At 67.6% G+C, this 20,449-nt stretch carries 15 protein-coding genes and 2 pseudogenes; 11 read left to right on the plus strand and 6 right to left on the minus strand.

The features are described from left to right. Nucleotides 1–265: 265 nt before the first annotated feature. Nucleotides 266–1,465: a DUF2382 domain-containing protein gene (locus tag E0493_RS21805; RefSeq protein WP_160939382.1), complete on the minus strand. Its 1,200-nt coding sequence runs from the start codon at nucleotides 1,463–1,465 to the stop codon at nucleotides 266–268. 396 nt (nucleotides 1,466–1,861) lie between these two features. Between E0493_RS21805 and E0493_RS21810 the strand changes: the two are divergent. Next, nucleotides 1,862–2,155, plus strand: a pseudogene (locus E0493_RS21810) (transposase); the annotation flags it as partial. A gap of 369 nt (nucleotides 2,156–2,524) precedes the next feature. Here the strand turns inward: E0493_RS21810 and E0493_RS23615 are convergent. The 3 genes from E0493_RS23615 to E0493_RS23625 are packed head-to-tail and all read right to left on the minus strand — an operon-like array spanning nucleotide 2,525 to nucleotide 3,228. Then, nucleotides 2,525–2,725 (minus strand): response regulator, encoded by a 201-nt coding sequence (locus tag E0493_RS23615; RefSeq protein WP_235913959.1) that lies wholly within the window; start codon nucleotides 2,723–2,725, stop codon nucleotides 2,525–2,527. Between the two features lie 3 nt (nucleotides 2,726–2,728). Next, complete coding sequence (locus E0493_RS23620) at nucleotides 2,729–2,908, minus strand: response regulator (protein WP_235913960.1); 180 nt, start codon at nucleotides 2,906–2,908, stop codon at nucleotides 2,729–2,731. A gap of 32 nt (nucleotides 2,909–2,940) precedes the next feature. Beyond that, on the minus strand, nucleotides 2,941–3,228 hold the full coding sequence (locus E0493_RS23625) for an ATP-binding protein (RefSeq protein WP_235913961.1): 288 nt from the start codon (nucleotides 3,226–3,228) through the stop codon (nucleotides 2,941–2,943). Between the two features lie 709 nt (nucleotides 3,229–3,937). On the opposite strand from E0493_RS23625, the gene E0493_RS21820 reads away from it, so the two are divergent. The 5 genes from E0493_RS21820 (at nucleotide 3,938) to E0493_RS24005 (ending at nucleotide 8,912) form a co-directional block, all read left to right on the plus strand. Further along, the gene (locus E0493_RS21820; RefSeq protein ID WP_160939384.1) at nucleotides 3,938–4,342 is read left to right on the plus strand and encodes a hypothetical protein; all 405 of its coding nucleotides are present in this window, start codon (nucleotides 3,938–3,940) and stop codon (nucleotides 4,340–4,342) included. Beyond that, the gene (locus E0493_RS24000) at nucleotides 4,339–4,560 is read left to right on the plus strand and encodes a tyrosine-type recombinase/integrase (protein WP_367614569.1); all 222 of its coding nucleotides are present in this window, start codon (nucleotides 4,339–4,341) and stop codon (nucleotides 4,558–4,560) included. Before E0493_RS21820 ends, E0493_RS24000 begins: the two co-directional genes overlap by 4 nt. Nucleotides 4,561–4,604: 44 nt before the next feature. Then, nucleotides 4,605–7,745, plus strand: coding sequence for a PAS domain S-box protein (locus E0493_RS21830; RefSeq protein ID WP_160939386.1), 3,141 nt, complete (start codon nucleotides 4,605–4,607; stop codon nucleotides 7,743–7,745). Further along, nucleotides 7,727–8,341, plus strand: a complete 615-nt coding sequence (locus E0493_RS21835) for a response regulator (RefSeq protein WP_160939387.1) — start codon at nucleotides 7,727–7,729, stop codon at nucleotides 8,339–8,341. Before E0493_RS21830 ends, E0493_RS21835 begins: the two co-directional genes overlap by 19 nt. Nucleotides 8,342–8,573: 232 nt before the next feature. Beyond that, nucleotides 8,574–8,912 carry a transposase gene (locus tag E0493_RS24005; protein ID WP_367614570.1) on the plus strand — a complete coding sequence of 113 codons (339 nt, stop codon included), beginning with the start codon at nucleotides 8,574–8,576 and terminating at the stop codon, nucleotides 8,910–8,912. 160 nt (nucleotides 8,913–9,072) lie between these two features. Here E0493_RS24005 and E0493_RS21845 read toward each other — a convergent pair whose 3' ends face one another. After that, a complete protein-coding gene (locus E0493_RS21845; protein ID WP_160939389.1) occupies nucleotides 9,073–9,726 on the minus strand; it encodes a hypothetical protein in 654 nt (217 codons plus the stop codon). A 384-nt stretch (nucleotides 9,727–10,110) separates the two neighbouring features. Here E0493_RS21845 and E0493_RS21850 point away from each other — a divergent pair, with 384 nt between their 5' ends. From E0493_RS21850 to E0493_RS21860, 3 genes are all read left to right on the plus strand, one after another. After that, nucleotides 10,111–11,352, plus strand: coding sequence for a surface lipoprotein assembly modifier (locus E0493_RS21850; RefSeq protein WP_160939390.1), 1,242 nt, complete (start codon nucleotides 10,111–10,113; stop codon nucleotides 11,350–11,352). A 367-nt stretch (nucleotides 11,353–11,719) separates the two neighbouring features. Next, nucleotides 11,720–14,626, plus strand: coding sequence for a hypothetical protein (locus E0493_RS21855; protein ID WP_160939391.1), 2,907 nt, complete (start codon nucleotides 11,720–11,722; stop codon nucleotides 14,624–14,626). A gap of 88 nt (nucleotides 14,627–14,714) precedes the next feature. Then, the gene (locus E0493_RS21860; protein ID WP_160939392.1) at nucleotides 14,715–17,909 is read left to right on the plus strand and encodes a CHAT domain-containing protein; all 3,195 of its coding nucleotides are present in this window, start codon (nucleotides 14,715–14,717) and stop codon (nucleotides 17,907–17,909) included. A 342-nt stretch (nucleotides 17,910–18,251) separates the two neighbouring features. Here the strand turns inward: E0493_RS21860 and E0493_RS21865 are convergent, their stop codons facing one another. Continuing rightward, the gene (locus E0493_RS21865; RefSeq protein ID WP_160939393.1) at nucleotides 18,252–19,184 is read right to left on the minus strand and encodes a hypothetical protein; all 933 of its coding nucleotides are present in this window, start codon (nucleotides 19,182–19,184) and stop codon (nucleotides 18,252–18,254) included. 964 nt (nucleotides 19,185–20,148) lie between these two features. Here E0493_RS21865 and E0493_RS21870 point away from each other — a divergent pair. Further along, complete coding sequence (locus tag E0493_RS21870) at nucleotides 20,149–20,301, plus strand: hypothetical protein (RefSeq protein ID WP_160939394.1); 153 nt, start codon at nucleotides 20,149–20,151, stop codon at nucleotides 20,299–20,301. Further along, nucleotides 20,274–20,420 (plus strand): annotated as a pseudogene (locus E0493_RS24060) (IS3 family transposase); the annotation flags it as partial. The gene E0493_RS21870 and the pseudogene E0493_RS24060, both read left to right, overlap by 28 nt. Between the last annotated feature and the right edge of the window lie 29 nt (nucleotides 20,421–20,449).

The raw sequence follows: 20,449 nt of genomic DNA on the forward strand, positions 1-20,449 counted from the left end.
GATGCAGACTGATCGGAAACCGCTCTAGCGCGCCAATCAAACACAGTCTGTTGCTTTAGCAGATTGCTCCCCCACGGAGGAGCGGGGTCGCGACCTCCAACGGGGAAGTATTCCGGGGAAACATGCCTCTCAGCCGGCATACGCCTGTCACAGCAAGGGACCTTGGCACGAGAAGCGGGCACCCTCTGGAAGCACACCCCTGCAGACACCAAGCCGACCCGCAGTGGCCACTTGGTGTCTGCACTGGCTCGGTTCAGCCGGAGGTTCATCGCTCCGAGGTTAGCGTGCGAGGCTGCCGGCTGCTGCGCACCCGGCCGGCCTGCTCAATCTCGACCTCGTCGCGGCGGACCATCTCGCTCACCGTTGCGACGTGCTGCGTGCGTTCGGTGCGGATGACAACCTCCTCACGAAGCCGCCTGCGCTTCTCGACCGTCGGGACCTCTTCAGTCTCAACCACCTCGACCGTCACTTCCGTCAGGATCTCTCCCGTTGCCTCATCGCCAACAGGACGCCGGCGTTCCACGACAACCCTCTCGCGCTGCAAGGTGACCTGCCGCTCGACCAAGGTCTCGACGACGAAGCGGTGAATACGCGCTGTGCCGCGGCTCTCGGTACGCTTGCCGATCTCAAGAACTTCCTCCCCCAGCGGGATCACCTCCTCCATTCCGAAGGGGCCCCGCGCTGGCGTGGAGGTCTCCGGCCTCTGCATGTTCTGCATGGCACCGATCCAGGGCCACATGAACATGTTCGTCAAGGCAGTAGCCTGCACCTGAGCGCGTCGACGCGCCTCGTTGGACGCAGCAGCAATGGGGGCGGCCTCCACCATTGCCTTGGCCGCAGTAGCGGCTTGCAGGACAGTGTCAATTCGCCGCGCCTCGACGCGGGCGCTTTGCTCGGCGGCAGTAAGCTCATGCTGGGGTGTCTGCGCCTGCTTGGCCCGAAGTTCAGCCTGACGGGTGGTAAATTCCGCCTGCTCCCGCTCCTGCCGCTGCTTGGCGCGACGCTCTTCAGCTTCGTCCTGCCTGGTCTGCTCGACCTCGGCCAGGCCAGCTTCCATCTTCTCGGTCACATCCTGCACCTGCTCATCGCTGAGTGCGCGCTGTACTGCAGGCAGCAGCTCCTTCTTCTCGTCACGAGCGTGCTGCCGGAATGTCTTCTGCAGCTCGGCAACCTTCTCTGAAAACGCCTGGTCGTTCTTTGGCATGGCCTCGAGGTCGGCCAGCTTCGCCCGAAGCTCCTTGTTATCGCGCATCGCATCGGCGACGAGATCCTTGGTCTCCGGATTTCTCCGAAGAATCGGAAACAGGTGCTGTTCCTCAAGGCTCGTGTGAAGCACAAGCTCCGCCTTAAGCTCTGCGAACAACCGCTCCCTGGTCTTCACTGCGCCGTCGGAGGTATCCATCATACGGGCAAATAGTTCATTGACCTTGGCCGGACCGCTCTGCATCATCATTCGAAAATTCATTCCGAAATTCTCCTTGCTGCAATGCAGCGTAGAGAATTTCGATTATTTCTCCCACCCACGTTCGCGGCATATTAAAATAAGGATTTCTTGATTTCTCTCTTTGGAGCTGGTGGGCGGGCAGATTTAAAGATTCGAGGGCCGATAGCCGGAAGGCGCTTCGGAAATTTACAAGCCGCCGTCCGCATCAAGCATAATGGTGCCTGAAAACATTTCCGCTCATTCTTTGGCAGCAGAGCTCGAGTCTGCACAGCACACCTCCCTGCACCAGCAGAGAGCCTACGAAGAACATCATCTGGACACCTCCAGAAACTTCTGCCGGTAGGACATTCAGGCTGATTCACTCGCCTGCCAGAGTGGGTGGCGAAGCGGATGGGGCGGTAGTCGGGCTTCTTCGATGTGGATGCACGTCTGCGGGAGCTGTCGGCCAAGGGCAATGATCTGGAGCGGCTCGCCGCTCTCGTTGACTTCGAGTGCTTCCGTCGAGAGCTCGAGCAGGCGGTGCCGCGGTCCGATGCCGCGAAGGGCGGCCACCCGGTTTTCGACCACGTGCTGATGTTCAAGATCCCGCTGCTGCAGGCCATGCACGTTCTGTCCGACGAGCGGATCGGGCACCTGATCAAGGACCGGCTGTCCTTCATGTGCTTCCTCGGGCTCGGCCTGGTTGACCCGGTGCCGGACGCGAACACGATCTAGGCCTAATCGCGAGGTCAGCTGCCTCGCCAGGGACGGGCAGATCCCAGGAGGTTGAGCGGCGAAGCCTGCCAAGCAGCGGCAGAAGGGCCGCGACACGTGCTGGACGGTGAAGTTCAGCAAGGCCAAAGATGATTCGCTGGCACATGTTGCTCGAGGCTGAAGCTGTAGAACAGGGGCTCCTGCATGGACCATGCGCTCACCCGTCATGGCGCAACCCTCCGCCACCAGGAGAGCTGAATCAGGTCACCATGACGACTTCGACAACAGGTCTTTCAACGCAATCCGCCCAACTCGGTTATCCCAGCATCGTGGTCCAAGGCAACAAGGCGGCGATTACCTGACATCGACCAGATAACCGCACTGGGGTCAGCTGCCAATCTTCAGGTGCCTGGGAGATTTGGAAATAATGGCTTTGATCCGCGTCGCCAGGGCCTCCAGGGCAAAGGGCTTGGTCAGCAGGCGCATGCCTGGCGCCAAGTATCCGCTCCCGACCATTGCATTTTTGCCCTGACCGGTGATGAACAGCACCTTGAGGTTCGGCCAGAACTGCCGCGCCGTTTCGGCCAACTGCTACCCGTTCAGGCCGCCAGGCAGGCCGACGTCCGTTACCAGAAGGCCGAACCGGGCGTCGGAGCGCAGCACGGTCAGCCCCGACATCCTGTCCACGCCCTCGAGCGCGGCGTAACCCAGAGTCTCTAACCGCTTGGTGATGAGCGTGCGCACCGTTGGATCATCATTGACCACCAGCACGAATTGCCCCTTCTCCGCATGGGGGGACTGCGTCAGGTCGTCGCGCCCCGGCCTACTTCCGAGTAGATCCGCACCTGCCCACCCGATTGCTTGGCAAAGCCATAGATCATCGATGGGCCCAGGCCGGTGCCCTGGCCCAGCGGCTTGGTGGTGAAGAACGGGTCGAAGGCGCGTGCGATCACGTCCGGCCCCATTCCGGTCCCGGTATCGGTCACGCTGACCACCATGTACTCCCCCGCCTGCATGTCCCGCATCCTGGCACCGCCTTCACCGAGGCAGTTGTTGGCCGTTTCGATGTTCAGCCGCCCTCCTCCCGGCATGGTATTGCGGGCGTTGATGCACAGGTTGAGCAGCGCGTTCTCCAGCAGATTCGGATCGCCAAGCGTCGTCCGGCCGTTGGAGGCCTTGGCACAACTCTTCAGATACGGCTGCCCCCCATGTCACGCGCTGGGCAGGATCGCGCCATGCGGCGCTCCAGTGGCGCAGCCAGTCCGTAACGAGCCTGCAGGATCTAAATTTGAGCTCGGCCAGTTCGGCGCTCGAGGAAGCGTTTCGCGGCCGCGGCATTCCAGAGCAGATAAACCTATAGGTTTTTCGAGACGATAAATTGATCTACCTTCAGTCATAGACAAAAGAGTTCGCCTGTGATCCCCAGGTCACCTTCGCCATGTGTCGAGTGCCGCTCGACCTCGGCCGTCGCTTGCGAAGTTTGGCCGCAAAGGCCATGTTGCAGCGGCGACACTGGCGACGGGTTGTTCCATGGCCGATCACCACGCCCCGCTCGCCCAGGATCCGCGCCATGTTGCTTAAGCTCGGACTGGACATGTGGTAGAGGCAGGTGGCGTGCTAAACGGTCTCAGCCGGCAAGCATCGGCCGAAATGGGTTGTAGGACCGGGCGGCATCCCACCAGCTTTGGTCCGACGATTTCGTTCGAGTCTGAGCTGAACAACGTGGCAATGCCCTGCGACTCCTGGCGGACGCTGCATCTCCACAGAGGCGTGGCACGTTGTCAGCGTCGTGAGAGAAGGATGGCGACAATGCTGGCAGGGTCGCCCAACTGGCAGAAGTATAAGAAGCACTCAGCCTGTCTCGGCGAGGCGGCCACCGTCCGGCGTAAGCGCGCTATGGACATCCTCCTGTTCGCCGAGATGATCCGGCTGCTGTATGCAGCCAAGGTCGGCCAGAGCGGTGTGTGCGGCCATCTCGTGTTGCTGATGAATTGCCACCGAAGCCTGCGGATCAGCGAGGCCGCCGGCTTGCGCCGGGGCAAACTCGGCCTTGGTGGATCGAGGTGGGCGTGCGCCGGCTCGCGAGCGAGCTTTTTGGCAAGCAGCCGATCGATGGCGACGCGTTGCGCGCCATTTGGCGCCTTCTCGGGATCCGTGCTGTCGCAGCGCCCTGGTAGTTCGATTTTGAGCTTGGCAGGCCTATGACCCGTCACGCTGGGAACCACTTGGTCGCCACGGCGTCGGCCTGCGCCGGCTTTTCGGGTGTTCAACCGCACAGGCTGCGCCACTCCTGTGGTTCGACGCTCATCGGCACCACTTACGACCTGCGATTCACCCGGAACGACCTCGGCCATCGTGACCCGCGGCATACTGTCGGCTACACCCCTGCTGAGGGGCGGCGCTCCGAGGGCTTTCAAAGATGAGCGGCCTTGCGGAGCGTCCACCCTGGCCGCCTGGCGAGAGCGAGATGGCAGGGCGCGTCCGCGCCCACGACTGGGCGGCGACTCCGCTTGGCCCGGCCAAGGAGTGGTCCAGCCGCTTCAAGCTGATGGTCGAGACCGTGCTGATCAGCCCGCATATCGCCAGCCTCGCCTGCGGACCTGAACAGATCCTGATCTACAACGACGCTGCGGCGCGCCTTTATGGCGCCCGCCGGTCGCTCGCGCTCGGACGGCCGTTATCGGAGACCTTCCCGGAGGGCTGGGCCACGGTTGCCCCGCTTTACGCGCGCGCCTTCGCGGGAGAGGTCGTGCAGGTCGCCGCCCAACCGCTCGACACGCGTGGCGAAGGGAAGGCCGCTGACGCCTTCGAGGCCACGCTCATGCCGATGCGCGACGACACCGGCGCGGTCATCGCCGTGCACATGATTGGGCAGGAGGTGGGTGCACGGCTTCGTGCCGAGGCGGCGCTGCGCGACAGCGAGGCGCGTCTGGCCGCCGACCTCGTCGGGATGCAAAGGCTTCACGACCTGCACGCGAGACTGGCGCGGGAGACCGACCTGACGGCTGCTCTGCGGGAGATCCTGCAGGCCGCCTGCGCCTTCACCCGGACTGACCGCGGTACGGTGCAACTCGTCAGCAGCGATGGCGATCGCCTGGAGATCGTCGCCGAGCACGGCTACCCACCGGGTAGCCGCTTCGTCACGCATTTCCGCCACGAGGGCTTCGCTGCCGGCTGCGACGCCGCCCGGCGACAACGGCAGCGGCTGCTGATCGAGGACACCCGGACCTTCGTTGGCCTTGCCGGCACTGCGGACGGCGAGGCCGCGCTGGCAGACGGCATCCTCGCGGCGCAGTCGACGCCCATGGTCACCCGGAGCGGCGAGATGGTGGGCGTGCTGAGCACGCAGTTCCGCCATCCCCACCGGCCGGCCGAGGAGGAGCTGCGGCTGGTCGACCTGCTCGCGTGGACCGCGGCCGAGTTCGTCGAGCGCCATAAGGCCGACGCGGCGCTGCGGGCGAGCGAGGAGCGGCTCCGCGCCCTGGTGACCGCGACGTCCTATGCGGTCTACAGCATGAGCCCGGACTGGACGGAGATGCGGCGGCTCGAGGGCCGCGACTTCCTCGCCGACACGGTGAAGCCCAGCAGCACGTGGTTGGACGAGTACATTCTGCCCGAGGACCGACCGCAGGTTCTGGCGGCGATCCAGGAGGCGATCAGCACCAGGGACATCTTTGACCTTGAGCACCGCATACGGCGCGCCGACGGCGGCCTCGGCTGGACCCACTCGCGCGCCGTCCCGCTGCTGAATGCCAAGGGCACAATTCGCGAATGGATCGGAGCCGCCAGCGACGTGACGGCGCGCCGCGCTGCGGAAGAGGCGCTGCGTACGAGCGAGGAGAGGCTTCGACGTGTGCTCGAGACGGATGCGGTCGCCGTGCTCTTCTTCAGGCACAGCGGCGTGCTTGTCGGTGCGAACGACGTCTTCATCCGTATGTCGGGCTGGTCGCGCGAGGAGGTTGAAAGCGGACGGCTTCACTGGCGGACGATGACGCCCCCTCAGTGGATTGCTGACAGCGAAGCGCAGATGGAGACGGTCCTCCGGACAGGGCGGCTCGGCCCCTACGAAAAGGAGTACCTGCGCAAAGACGGCAGCAGGGTTTGGATGCTGTTCTCAGGGCGGGACCTCGGCGACGACACCGTCGTAGAGGTCGCGATCGACATCACCGACCGCAAGAACGCCGAGGCGGCTCTGCGCGAAAGCGAGGAGCAACTTCGCCAGTTCAGCGAGGCCTCCTCAGATGTTCTTTGGATCCGCGCCGCCGAGACGCTGCAATGGGAGTACCTGAGCCCAGCTTTCGAGGCGCTCTACGGCCTCAGCCGCGAGACCGCCCTCGCGGGCGAAGGGCTCCGTCGCTGGATTGATCTGATCGTCGAGGAGGACCGCGCGCAGGCCGTGGACAGTATCGGTCGGGTACAGGCGGGCGAGCGGGTCACCTTTGAGTACCGCGTCCGCCGCCCCGATGGCAGGATCCGCTGGCTGCGCGACACGGATTTCCCCATGCGGGACTTGGCTGGCGCTGTGGTGCGGATCGGCGGCATCGGGCAGGACATCACCGACATCAAGGAGGCTGAAGGACGGCTGCGCGAGAGCGAGGCGCGCCTGCGCGCCACGGTGGACGCGGTGCCGCAGATCGCCTGGACTGCCGATGCTGGCGGGCACCACGACTACTACAATCGGCGCTGGTATGAGTACACCGGCTTGTCCCGCGAGCAGACGGAGGCGGAGGGCTGGACCGTTGTTATCCACCCCGACGACTTGGCATACACGCAGGAGCGCTGGAAGCACAGCCTGCGGACCGGCGCAGACTACGAGATCGAGTACCGCTTTCGCGGCGTGGACGGCGCCTACCGCTGGTTCATCGGCCGTGGGGTGCCGGTACGCGATGCCCCGGATGAGGAGCACCCGCAAGGCCGGGTCGCCCGCTGGTTCGGCACCTGCACCGATGTCGAGGACATGGTGCGTGCCCGTGAGGTGCTGCGGCGTGCGGGCGAGGAGCTCGAAGCGCGGGTCGCGGAGCGAACGGCCGAGCTGATGGCTGCGGAGGAAAGCCTGCGGCAGGCGCAGAAGATGGAGGCGGTGGGCCAGCTCACCGGCGGTCTCGCGCACGACTTCAACAACATGCTGCAGGGAATCCTGGGAAGCCTTGAGCTGGCGCAGTACCAGCTGGCAGCCGGTCGCTCCGACAAAGCCATGGGTCACCTCGCCACCATCCAGAATGCCGCCGGCCGAGCGGCCGGCCTGACCCGGCGCCTGCTGGCCTTTGCGCGCCGGCAACGCCTGGAGCCGAGGCCGGTGGAGGCGGATGAACTGGTCGCGGGGCTGGCAGACCTGATCCGCCGCACGGTGGGACCAGCGATCACGGTGGAGCTGCGGCTGCGCGACGAGGCGGCCAGCGTGCGGTGCGACCCCAGCGAGTTGGAGAGCGCGCTGCTGAACCTGTGCATCAACGCCCGCGACGCGATGCCCGAGGGGGGCGCCTGGCGATCGGTACGGAGAAGGTGCGCCTGGCACCCGCTGACCTTCAGGGCGAGGAGGTTGCACCGGGGCCCTACGTGGCGGTTTCGGTTGCAGACACCGGGACGGGCATGCCGCCAGAGGTGTTGAAGCGCGTGTTCGAGCCGTTCTTCACCACCAAGCCGCAAGGCCAGGGTACCGGGCTGGGGCTGAGCCAGGTCTGGGGCTTTGTTCGGCAATCGGGCGGGCTGGTGCGGATCGAGAGCGCGCCCAGGCACGGCACCACAGTTCGCCTTTTCCTGCCGCTGCACGAAGGCGCCGTGGTGGCGGCCAAGGCGTCGGTGGTTGCCCCGTCCCTGTCGATCAGCACGAGCGGGAACGTACTGCTGGTGGATGACGAGGACGCGGTGCGCGGCCCAGCGGCGGAGAAGCTCCGCACGCTGGGCTTGGTAGTGCTGGAGGCAAGGGACGGGCCGGAGGCGTTGCACGTCCTGGCTTCCGCGCGGCCAGACCTGCTGGTCACGGATGTCGGGCTGCCGCACGGCATGAATGGGCGGCAGGTGGCCGAGGCCGCGCGCGAGCACATCCCAGGGCTGCCTGTGCTGTTCATCACCGGCTACGCCGGCACAGCGCTGCCGCCCGGCATGGAGGTGATCAACAAGCCCTTCAAGCTCGACAATTTAGCGCAGCGAGTGCTGGCCATTCTGAATGGCGGGTCAACGATAGGCGGAGCAGCCGAAGATTAGAACGCTTCCAGGAAGTGGAAGTGTAACCTGCCTCCTTCGGCACCTTGTCAACATGAAGCCAAAGCTTTGAGGCTGTCTTGAACCGGAATCAGAATGAGGATTGGCTGGTCAGGGAAGGCGTGATTTCACGGGTTGTCGAGATCAGGTCCGAATGCCTGCTATGGACCCTGACCAGCCGAGTGCAACATAGCCGAGCCGGGCTGCGCATTGTCGTTGTGGCAGTGCCGCAGCCCTGACGGGCGCGGAATGGGCAGTGCTGGAGCCGATGATACCGCAGGCCAAGCGGACGGGGCAGCACCGGAGCTGGCCGCCTCGTCTGGTGCTGGGAGCCCTCTTCTTTGTGCTGTGCAGCGGCTGCCCCTGGCGCATGCTGCCGGAGCGGTTCCCGCCCAGGCAATCCGTCTATGGCTGGTTCTTGCTTTGGCGCGACCGTGGCCTGTTTGAGGCGTTGTTCCACTTGGCTTTTGAACCTTGGGACCAACTCGGCCAGGTCCCAAGCTCTGGAGAGAATCCGCCATTCAGAGAGAGAATTCCGCCCCTCTCCGGCCTCGGCACTCTCTGGGCGGGATGACGCCATTTGCGCCGAGCAGGGCCGGTGAAGCGCCGCATTCGGCAGGGCAGGATGTTTGCTTCAGTTGCCGGCTTCCGATGACAGCCTTCGGAGAGTACAGAACGGCGATGGTCGTCCAAGGCGAGTGCGCTATGGACCGACTCGTCGCCATCCTGCGGTATCAGATGGCCGGGTCGACACCGTCCTTACCCACTGTTACCCGAGCGGCGGAGATCCGACCTTCGGCACTCTGCAGGGCATTGATGAATACGGCGGCGCCGGTCACCAGGTCTGTTCGGGCGGCGGGCACCGGCATCAGGAGCGGGGTGTCCGGCGTCACTCGTACCAGAACCTCCTTGCCGTGGATGCGCAGCGTCAGGTCGCGGCCGGCGCTGCTTTCAACCACGGCCTCCACTGGTCCGTCATTCATCGAGGTGCCGGGGGAAAGGTCCCAGGCAACTTGGCGCTCCGTGATGCGCATACCTGGCGGCAGAACAGTGATGGCCACCGCCTTCAGCTCGCCATCCGGTCCGGGCTCCGCCACGACGCCCACCGACGTGCCCTTGGTGATATCGTCCATAACCACCCGGCGCAGGGCGGAAACGGTCAAGGTTTCGGCCAGGGTCACATCGACACTCGGTCCTTCTCGCGTCACCACGCGCAACACCGGGCCATCGAGGCCAGCGATATGCCCGCGGATGCGCCGCGGGGTGCCGGCTGGGCCGGAAGCGGGAGCCGGTGTGGCCGCCTGCGCCCAAGCCTGGGTCCTTGGCCAGGCGGAGAGGACCAGCAGGGCGACGCCGCCCAGTGAGCCACGACGGGAGAGAGGGTGCATGCCGGCATATCCTCGGGAGGGAACAACCTATCAGGCACCCGCTCCGTGCCGGCCGCAAGTCATCCTTTCACAGGCTGGCGGAAGATGGCATCGGAAGGAGGTTTGGCCGGCCAGGGAAGGCATGAGGCCGGCGGGTTTTCGAGACAGATTTTCACAGGCCTTACAAACGACTGCGGGATGGCTAAAACGTTACGAAGTATCACAGAAATGGAGATGCAGGTAGAAGCCGCGGATGTTTAACGTCTTCTCCGACAGCAAGGGGGCCCGAAGATGCCTTCGGCGCAGCAGGCAGAACCGTCTCTCGGAGTAAAGAGCGTCGCCTTCGCCGCCCTCCTCTGCCTTTACTTGGCCCCTCCAGCTTTCGGACAGGCCGCTCTCGATCCGATGCAGGACGCCTTCGCAGCGATGATGGCCAATCCTGGGCAGCCTGACCTGGCATTGCGATACGCACAGCTTGCCGCCGCCCAGGGCGATGCCCGCGCCGCCATCGCCGCACTCGAACGTGTTCTGCGGATCAATCCCTCGCTGGACAACATCCGCCTGGAACTGGCCTCGCTGCATCTGGCAGCAGGTTCCCCGGACCTTGCCGCCGCTTATGCGCGCGAAGCGCTGAGCAGCCCGAACATTCCTCCCGATGTCGCGCAGCGGGCCCGCCTCCTGATGGCGCGCGCGGAACGGGGCGCGGCGCGCTCGACGCTGGATGTCCGCCTGAATGCCGGGCTCCGGTACGACAGCAACGCGAACGAGGCGACCGCACTTAGGAGCGTGCCGGTTTTTGTTCCCGTGCTGCAGGATGTGGCGGCCGTTCCGACGGCCGTCCGCGGGCGCTCCGACTGGAGCCTTGTGCTCGGTGCCAGCGCGGAGCATCGGTATGATCTAGGCCTTCAGCGCAATGGAAGCTGGGACACGAATGCCGCGCTCTATGAGCAGCGCTTCGCCCGTATTCCGCGCGGCTATGATCTATCAATCGCCACTCTTGATACCGGCCCCCGCTTTGACGTCGCGGATGGCGACTCGGCACGGCTCACGCTACGTCCTTTCGTCACCGCAAGCTGGATCGGCTATGGTGGCGAAACTTACACATGGCTCTACGGCGGCGGCCTCACCGCGCAGCTCGCCCTCGCACGCAACTGGAGCGTGGAGCTGACCTGGCTCGGCCGCTTCGGAAATTACGAGAACAGCAACTTCCGCCCCCGCGCTCGTGAAATCACCGGGGCGGAGCAGATCATGACCGCCGGGCTTTTCTATGCGCTCAGCTCCCAGACGCGCATGTCCGCGGCCGTCAGCTACACGGATGCGGACGCGCGGGAACCATGGTGGGCGCGCTCGGGGCTAGGTGCTGCGCTTGCCGTCAGCAGCGTCCTCCCGATCAGCACCTCGCTCGAAGTGGGCACCTCCGCCCGGCTGGGCGTACGCCGCCTGCGCTTCGACGCGCCCGACCCTTTCATAGACCCGACGCAGAGCCGGCGGGACACGCGCTGGGAGGCAGGCGCATCATTGCAGTTGCCGGTGGCCCCTTCGGTCATGCTGACGCTGGATTACGAATGGTACGAGCAGAACAGCAACTATGGTTTTTACGAATACGGGAATCACGCGGTCATGCTCGGTGTGCGCGTCCTCCTCTGACGCTCGCCCCGGGCAGGAGGAAGACGTCATGTCCACCTTGCTGCTTGCCTATCTTCCCCGACCCCCTTCGCGCCTTGCGCTGGCCGCAAGCGCAATCGCGGCGATCTGCGCCTGCACGGTGATCCGGCCCGCCGGCGCGCAGGGGCCTGACCAGTTGAGCGGCGTGATCCTCCGCGGCCCGAGTCTCGGGGCGGCGCGGCCGCAATCCCCCGCCCCGCCGGCCGCACTTGTGCCCGGCATCCGGGTGGAAAGCCCTGAGGGAAGCTGGACGGAGATCGCCTTCTCGGATGGCAGCGTGGTGGTGCTCGAACAGGGGGCCGACTTCACGCTGCAGAGCATCGCCCGCGATAAGCCCAGCGGCCGCTTCGTGGTGCGCGCGGCGGCAAGTCGCGGGCGCCTGCGCATCAGCACCTCTTCCAACCTGGAAATTGTGCTCTCCACGGCGGGCAGCGAAGTGCGCGTCATCGCCGCTTCGGCCGTCATCCAGGCGGGCGCCGGCGGTTCGGCGACCTTGCTGGCCGGGCAGCGCATGATCCTGCGCGACGCGGGGGGGCGGGAGACGGAGGTGCGGCGCCCCGGCTTCGGAGTTTCCATCGCCGGTGGGGGCGTCACGGGACCGGAGCGACGCAGCCGCGATGCCATGACAACGGCCGTCGATTCCTTCGCGCCGGTCCAGCGGCCGGGTGGGCCGAGCGATACGACCGGTGACCTGCTGGGTTCCCCCCTCAACTCCCGGATCCAACCTGTCCGCCCGCCCCTGCCTCCCCTCCCGCCTCTCCCTTCTCCTTCGACGCCGCCCGTAACTCCGGCGGGTTTCTCCCCGGGCGATCTGGGTAGCCCGCGCGCGGGTCAGGTTGGCCCCTCCGGCACCAGCGGCTTCGGCTTTGGGGCGCCGGGCGCGAACCGCGGGACCTCCAGCATCGACACGCAGAACCGCACGGGCGCGGAGGACACCGAGGTGGCCGGCGCGCAGATCGGCAATATCGCAGGCTATGCCAGGCTGGGCCAGGGAACCGGCCGCGTCCGCCGCTTCGCCCCTGGCGCCTCCGGTGCCCTTGGCACGCGGTCGGATGATAGCGTGGTTAGCGTGGCGCAGGGAGGTTCCGCACCCGCGACCCGGGTGGTCGGCGCCTTCCAGCTCCGTCTGGCGGATGAAACGCTGCCCACCACCCCATCCAACACCTTCTACGATGCGACCGCCAGGCTCGGCGTGGTCACGCTGCAGGTGGATACCCCGCTGCGCGATGAAAATGGTCTCCTGACCTTCCGCAAGGCGCAGGTTCCGCGCATCAGCATCGCCGATGCCGCCACGCCACGCACGGAACGCCCGGAGCCGCCGGCTACCGATCCGAGCGGCTTCTCCGGCGCCTACGGTTATTTCGGCAGTGCGATCGGCGAGATCGGACTGCGTGACGCGACGCCGGCCGATGGCCGTGTGGCCCGCCTCTCGGGCGAGGACGGCCTGATCATGGCTGCCGGCGGAACGCTCCCCAGCCGGACGGAACTCACCGGCGGCCTGGAGGGCGGCGTGTTCCAATTTGTCACTCTTCCGCCCTATGGCGTCGACCGGGGCGGGACGCCCACGGAGATCGCCGCGCAGGTGGTCATCGTGGACAAGATCACCGCAAGTTCGGAACGCATCTTCGCCGAGCGCGGGATCCAGCCAGGCGAGCGGTTCTTCGCCATCGGCGGTACGTCTCTGGCCCCTTCCGGCCCCGGCCTCCCCGGCCGCGCGCCCGGCCAGGTGACCCGCTTCGCCATTTCGGACGGGCTCAACCCGCGCGGCGGGTTCCGCGAGGGCGAGACGGTCGAGCAGCAGTTCAATTCCTCCAGCCGTCCCGTCGCCTTCTCCCGCTTCAACAGTTTCCGCCCGGAGGAAAGCTTTGTCGCCGGCCCGGCTGACCCGCGAACGGCGCCCATCGGCCGGGGCGATACGCAGCTTCTCGCAGTCAGCGGTTCCGCCACCACGCCCACGGCAGCGCTGCGGGGCGAGGTGGAGGTTACCGGGGCGGGCCCCTCCAGTGTTTCCGTTTCCGTCGGCGGCATCGCGCCCTATCAGGGCAGCCTGGTGCTTTCGGGCAGCACCGTCGGCACGGTGCGGCGCTCAACGCAGGAAACCTCCCTTGCGCTCCGCTCATCCCTGGGCTCCCTTGGCACGGACGCGGCCGGAACGGGCGCGCATGTTTTCCCCAGCGCGAGCGATCCTGCCCAGGCCGGCTATTTCGCCGTGGGCACGCAGGATATCCGCCGCGGCGCACCGGGCAGCGACGGCGGCCAGCCCGGCACGATCGAGGTGGTGGGGGGTAGCGGCTCGGCCCCCTTCGGCTTCACGCGGCTGGCGACGAATGTCGGCGTCGGCCCTGGCGCGCAGCCGCCCTCCGCCCTGTCGCAAGGCGGGGATGCCGCTCTGCGCGGCTTTGCGGCGGGCATCGTGGAATCCGTCGGCGGCGGGGCGGTCAGCCTGCATGGTGTCAGCACCAGCGGCCCCGGCGGCGTGACGATCGACCGTTCCTCGGGGTCGAACGAGTTCACCGCGCGGGTCGGCCTCTCATCCCATGCGGCCGGCGATCTCGCTTCGAACCCGGCCCCCGCGCCCGCACCGAACGGCGTGACCGGCCGCCAGGCCCTCATCTTCGGTGGGCGTGATACGCAGACCGGTCAGCCGACAACGGCTTGGGTCGGCCAGTCCACCTTCGGCGCCGTCGTGCCCGGGCAGGCGGCTATGGTGAGCGTGGATCGCGACCTGCTGGCCGGCATCGTCGCCGGCGGCTCCGCGATGCCGCCGAGTGACGAGCACCTGGCCTGGGGCCTATTCTTGGGCGATCTGGTCAATGATGCCCCCGGTGCGCGGCGCGACCATGTGAATCTTGGCTTCTGGGTCGCAGGCCGCCCGGTGGATCCGGGCACGCTGAGCACCCTGCGCGGAACCTCGGTCTATGCCGGCGGGATGATCGGGACCGTGGCGGAACCCGGCACGATCCGGACCGCGACCGGCAACTTCACCCAGAACTGGGACTTCGGCGCCCGCAGCGGAACCCTGGCCGCCGCCTTCGACGGCCGCTCCTATGGGGTGAATGCCACCATGCCGGCGGGCGCGGCAGCCTTCACTGGCACAGGCGTGTCCAATGGCCGGCAGATGAGCGTGCAGGGCGGCTTCTTTGATGCGACTGGCACCACCACGGCCGGGCGGCCGCCCGCGGCGGTTGGCGGCGCTTTCGGCATCGCGGGCTCGGGTTATGGCGCGAATGGGATCTTCGCCGGCACGCGGCGCTGACGCGGAGATCAGGGCCTCTCCGCCGGGCTGGCCGCCGTTTTCTGTCTGGCGGAAGAGGCGCCCGCCTGGCCCGGGTGGCTGGACGGTGGTGGCGCTCCTGCTCGTCCTGGGCGCACCCGCCCTCGCGCAGCAGGTGCCCGGAGCCGAGCCGATGCTTCGTCAGGCGCAGGCGCTCGCCGCCGCGGGCGATGCAGGTGGGGCGCTTTCGCTGCTGGAGGCATGGCTTGCGCCGGGACAGGCAGGCATCAGCCCCGAGGCGGCGGTTCCGCTCCGGATCCTGGCCGCCAATGTCGCGGTCCAGCTCGGCGATGCCCGGCGGGCCCGCGCGCATCTGGAAGCGGCGGAGGCCGCCGTCCGCGGCCTTGCCTCTGCTTCGGGGCCGCTCGCCAGCGCCCGGGCGCTGCGTGACCTGGCGCAAGCCTGGCAAGGCCTGGGTGACCTTGGCCAGGCCGATAAGGCGCTGAGCGCCGCACTGCCGGTGCTGGAGGCGGTGGCACCGGAGGAGGGTGCCTCAGTTGCCAACGCGCGCGGGCTGCTGCGGCGTGAAATGCTGCGGCTGGCCGAAGCACAGGCGGACTTTGCCCGCAGCCTGGCCCTGCTCCGCGCGGCAGCACGCCTGCCATCCGATGCGCCGGATCCCAGGGGAGAAGCAGCGACCCAGGCCCTGGCCAATCTCGCCCTGACGCGGATGGATGCGGGCGATGTGGAGGGCGCACGTCACGCCGTGCGGCGGGCCTATGCCGCCACCGGTGCCGACCAGAGGCTCTGGGGCGCCGTCGCCCTGGTGGAAGCAGATGTGTTGCTGCATGGCGAGCTGGACATGGTCGGTGCGCAAGCACGGATCGAGCAGGTCCTTGCTATGGCGGATGTGGATGACCCGCTGCACGGCCACGCCCGGCTCGCCCAGGCCATATCGTTCTTCGAGCGTGGGCGGATGAGCGAGGCGGCGGAGGCAGCCGAGGCAGCCGTCGAAACCTACCGGGTCGCCCTGGGCGAGCGCGATCCGGCCTTTGCCCGGGCGCTGCACACGCTCGGCACCGCCCTGGCGGAACTTGGCGGCGAGGCCGAAGCGGGCGCCGCCTTCACGCGGGCCGCCGAGTTGCTGCGGGAGACGCTTGGCCCGCTCGCGCCGTCCTACCACGCCACCGAGGTGGAGCATGGCTGGCTCGATCTGCGGAATGGCGATCTTCTCTCGGCTGAGAATCGGGCGCGGGCGGCCCTGGCCGCCTATGCGGAAGCGCCGCCACCGGACACCCGGCCGGAAGGCCTGGCAACCATCCTGCTGGGGCTGGTCGCCGAGGCACGCTCCGGCAAGGCGGCGGCGGAAAGCCGGCCCGCCGAGGCGGAGGCGGAGGTCGAAGAGGCCGCGCGGCTTTATCGGCGAGGCCAGGCGCTGATCGGGGCGGCACAGGGGAGCGTCTCGCCTGATCTCAGCTTCTCCCTGCTCCGCCTCGGCCGGATGCTCGGCCGTAGCGGGCGCTATGTGGAGGCCATGCCCCCGGTGGAACGCGCTATCGCGCTTCAGGAGCGGCTGGGCGGCGTCGGCACAGTGCGGCTGGCCGACGCGCTCACGGCGCGCGCTGAACTCAGGCGCGGCTCGGGAGACATCCGCGGCGCGCTGCGTGATGTCCGGGATGCCTATGGGCTGCTCTCCGCCCGCGTGCGTGGCGTCGAAGGCGCTGGTGGAGCCGGCGCCCGGGCCCAGCGGCGCTCGGTGCGTCAGCTTTTCCTGACCCAGGCCAGTCTGCTGCTGGAACTCGCGCCCGAGGACCAGGCCGCCAGGGAGGTGGCGTTCGCCGCCTCGCAGGAGGCCGCCGCCTCGCGCGCGGGGGAGGCGTTGCACCGGACGGCCGCACGCCTCGCGGCGGTGGCCGGGCGGGATTCGGCCCTGGTGAGCCTGCTCCGCCGCCTCGACAGCGCCGAGGATCTGCTGCGGCAGGCCGATGCGCAGGTCCTGGCCTGGGCCGTGCGGCCGGGACCCGACCCAACACAACAGGGCATGCTGCGCATGGCAGCGCGTGAGCGGGCCCTGCAACGGCTCCTGGACATCCAGGAGGCCATCGCCGCCCAGGCCCCCGCCCTCTCCGAATTCCTCTCGCCCGGAGCCGCGGCAATGGCCGAGTTGCAGGCGAGTTTGGCGGCCGACGAGGCGCTGCTGGCCCCCTTGCTGGGCGAGGACGGCCTGCTCCTGTGGGTGGCGACGAAAGACGCAGTGCAAGCCCTGCGCCTGCCTGGGCGGCGGGCGGAGATGGCTGGCTTGGTGGCCCGCCTTCGCGCCGGGGTCGATCTGGATGCGGCGAGCGGCCAGCTGGCGCGGCTGCCGCGCTTCGATGGGGCGGCGGCCAAGGCACTGCACGCCGCGCTGATCGCCCCGGCCGAGGCCACGGGCCTGTTGACGGGCAAGGTGCATCTCTTGATCGTGCCGGATGCGGAACTCCAGTCCTTGCCGCCGCAGCTGATCTTCGATCCGGCGAGGGGCTGGCTCCCCCGCCGCTATGCCACCACTCTCATCCCATCGATCCGCGCCGCGGTTGCGGCGCATGCGGCGCAACGGCAGCCCTCCGCCGCGCCGAAGGCTTTCCTGGGTGTCGGAAACCCGCTGTCCTCGCCGCCGGAACCGCGGATTATGGCGGGCCGGCCGCGCTCCTATGCCAGCTATGATCCCTCGCGCGCCGGCTTCCCGCTGCGACAGCAGCTTGCGCGCTTGCCTGCCTTGCCGGACACGGAGCGCGAACTGCGCGACGTCGCCGCCCTCCAGCCGGCGGACTCCGTTGAACTGCTACTGGGCGCGCAGGCGACCGCCCGCCGCATGCGGGCGGCGCAGCCGGGCCGCTTTCGCCGCATCACCTTCGCGACCCACGGGCTGATGGCAGGCGCCCTTCCCGGTTTGGCCGAACCTGCCCTGGTCCTGACGCCGGAGAATGGGAGCGATGGCCTGCTCTATGCGTCCGACATCGCCGCGATGGATCTGGATGCCGATCTGGTCGTCCTTTCCGCCTGCAACACAGCGGCACCCGATGGCACGCTGGCGGCGGAGGGCCTTTCGGGCCTCGCGCGCGCCTTTCTGCTCGCCGGTGCACGGGCCCTGCTGGTCAGTCATTGGTCAGTCGCCAGCATGGTCACCGTGCGGCTGATGACGGACTTCGCCGCCGCCGAAGCCGCCGAGCCCCGGCCACACCGCGCGGAGGCGCTGCGCAGGGCCATGCTGGGCATGATGGATGATCCTCAAGGCGGCATGGCGCATCCGGCACTCTGGGGCGCGTTCACCATCGTAGGGCGATGACAGGCAGTCAGGTCGCTTACCGCACGGGCGGCGTCATTGGCTCATCTCCGGGAGCAAGGCGGGTGCTGCCTTGCGGTACGCCGCCGCGCGTTGTCTGGGGGACCGCCTGCTCGGCGGGCTGCAGCGGCATGGTCAGGATCCGGCAGTCCGGATAGGGCGAGCAGCGCTCTCCTCCACCGGGGCTGTCGCCGGGCACATTGCTGCGCTCTGCCGCGCTGGGGGGGCCCGCTGCGGGCCCGGTGCGCGGCACGAGCTGTTGCGCCTGGGCAGGCAAGGTGACATTCGCAATCACGCTGCTCAGTAAGCCGAGCAAGGGAATAGCTATCCTGCAGGCAGGATGCCTCATGGTTCTGGCTCCGATGGTGGCGAGGAGGGCGGCAGGGCGACCGTCACCGCACGAAACCCGAAGACGACCGGGCGTTCGAAGACTTGCCGCAGAGTAATGCCGGTTCGGCCGGCCTGCCGGAAGCTGGCCTCGGCCAGCGCGGCCCCGGCTGATGCGCCGCCAGGAGTGGAGTTGGGCGCCACGGCACCGGCGCGGGCATCGGCGCCGCTGTCCCGTATTCGGTTCTGCTCGATCTCCCGCATCAGGAAGACCCTTGTCACCAGCCGCAGTTGCAGCGGGACGGTGTGGCGGCCATCGCGTGCTTCCAAAACATGCTTGCTGACCGCGAGCGCGAGCGTGCGGCGCGCAAAGGCGTCCGTGCAAAGAAGGCGCGTCGACACAGCGCTGCACCATTCGTCCAGCCGCCCCGCGGCGGCGGCGGCGCTGACGCCATAGGTCTCGGCAAGGAGAATACGGATCTCCTCTTCCTCCAGCTCGTCCCGCGCCGCGCCAAAGGAAAGCCAGCCAGGAGCGGACGCGCTGGCAATGCGCCGGCTATGGCGGATGGTGATGCCGGGAAATGCCGCCAGGGTTAGCCGAATCGCGTCCGTCGCGCCCTCCTCGGGCGGCACTTCGATGAGGGGCTGGCGGCGGAACTCGTCCCCCGCGGCTCTGGCTGCGGTATCAGGGAAACGCGGCTGGCGCTGCTGTGCGGCGTGCATCAGGTCGCGCAAGTCGATATGGGCGAGGCGCACCGCCTTGCCGAGCAGCGGCGTGCCCTCCGCATCCGAGGCGATCACCGCCCAGAGGTCGCCCACGTGGAGATCTTCCTCTGGGGGAAAAACCGGGAGAATGCCAAGGCGGGAGATACTCTCGTTCCAGGCCTGGGCGACATCCTCGGCCGTGACGGTCGCGGGGGCAGCGAAAGGGCGGATCAGCAGAAGGATCAAGGTCGCGGCCAGGATGGCGGCGATACTCGGCCACAGCGAGGCTCGCGCAAGCCCCCACGCCGGGCCACCACCTTGCGCGCGCCCGGACGACCTCGTTCCGATCGCCGTGCCGGACTGTGCCGGCCGGCATTGGTGCCCCGCCGCTCGGGCTTGCGGTTCCTTCATGGCCCTGCGCCGCCTTCCGAGATGCGCTCCGCTGCTGGTGGCTGGACCAGCGCTCCGGAGTACTCCACAGGGCAGCGAATGATCGCCGCCGCGCCGAGCCGGGAGGACCGCGGCACGCTATTCCGCCAGAAGGCCACCGGTTTCCGAGCGCCCTGAGGTTCTGCCTGAGCCCCGCTCCAGCCGAGCACCCTCGCCTTCCTTTCCAGGGCAGTGGACAAGCGTGCCCAGACCTGGACTTCGAGCGGAGAGATATCGGCCGCTCGGAATGGAAGGTGGCGCTGTGGACACCAGAGCGGCTTCGCCCGACTATCACTCCGCACGGTGCCGCTGCGCTCCCGGGCCTTCCCTGGCCATCGGGAGGGGCCGAGGGAGGCCGGGGCAACACGAAGGACAGCGTAAGCGCGCGTCGCGAAAGGCGCGGCTTCGGGGACGCTCCGGTCGCTTGCACCCAAGAGCACGGGACAGCCTGGCAGGGCTGTCACTACCGTCTTTCCGACCACGTGGCTCACCCCTGAAGCCCAGTCCGCGTCTCTCGTATCGTCTCCGGCGAAGGCCGCACCTCGCCGCTGGCGGCTCGAACACCATCGACGCCAATCTCGCCTGGCCTTGCGCCGGTGCCTCACCGCGGCTCTTGCTGTCTTCGCCTTGCTGCATCTTGGCGCCCGCACGTCCCGACTTGCAACGCAACACTCTCTAGTGCCCTGCTTCCATAGTTCCTCCGATCTGCTGGTGACCTTCCCCCGTGAGCTCAGCCCCTGTGGAGTGAGAGCGTTGGCCTTCTGGGAAGGCGGCTACGGGCATGAAGAAGCGCGACACGGCGGAGCAGATCATTGGTCTGCTGCGCCAGGCGGAGGTTGAACTGGCTCAAGGCCGGTCGGTGGGAGAGATCTGCCGCGGGCTGGGGCGTCTGAGGCCCGCGACGACCGCGGACGATCGGAATATGGCGGGCTGAAGCTGGATCAGGTGCGCCGGCTGAGGGAGTTGGAGCGGGAGACCACGCGACTGCGCAAAGCGGTGGCGGACCTGACGCTGGGCAAGCAGATCCTCAAAGAAGCCGCGGAGGGAACCCTCTAAAAGCGTCTAACGAAACCCGCTGAAGC

Source organism: Teichococcus coralli (assembly GCF_009829925.1).
Classification (GTDB): Bacteria; Pseudomonadota; Alphaproteobacteria; order Acetobacterales; family Acetobacteraceae; genus Pseudoroseomonas; species Pseudoroseomonas coralli.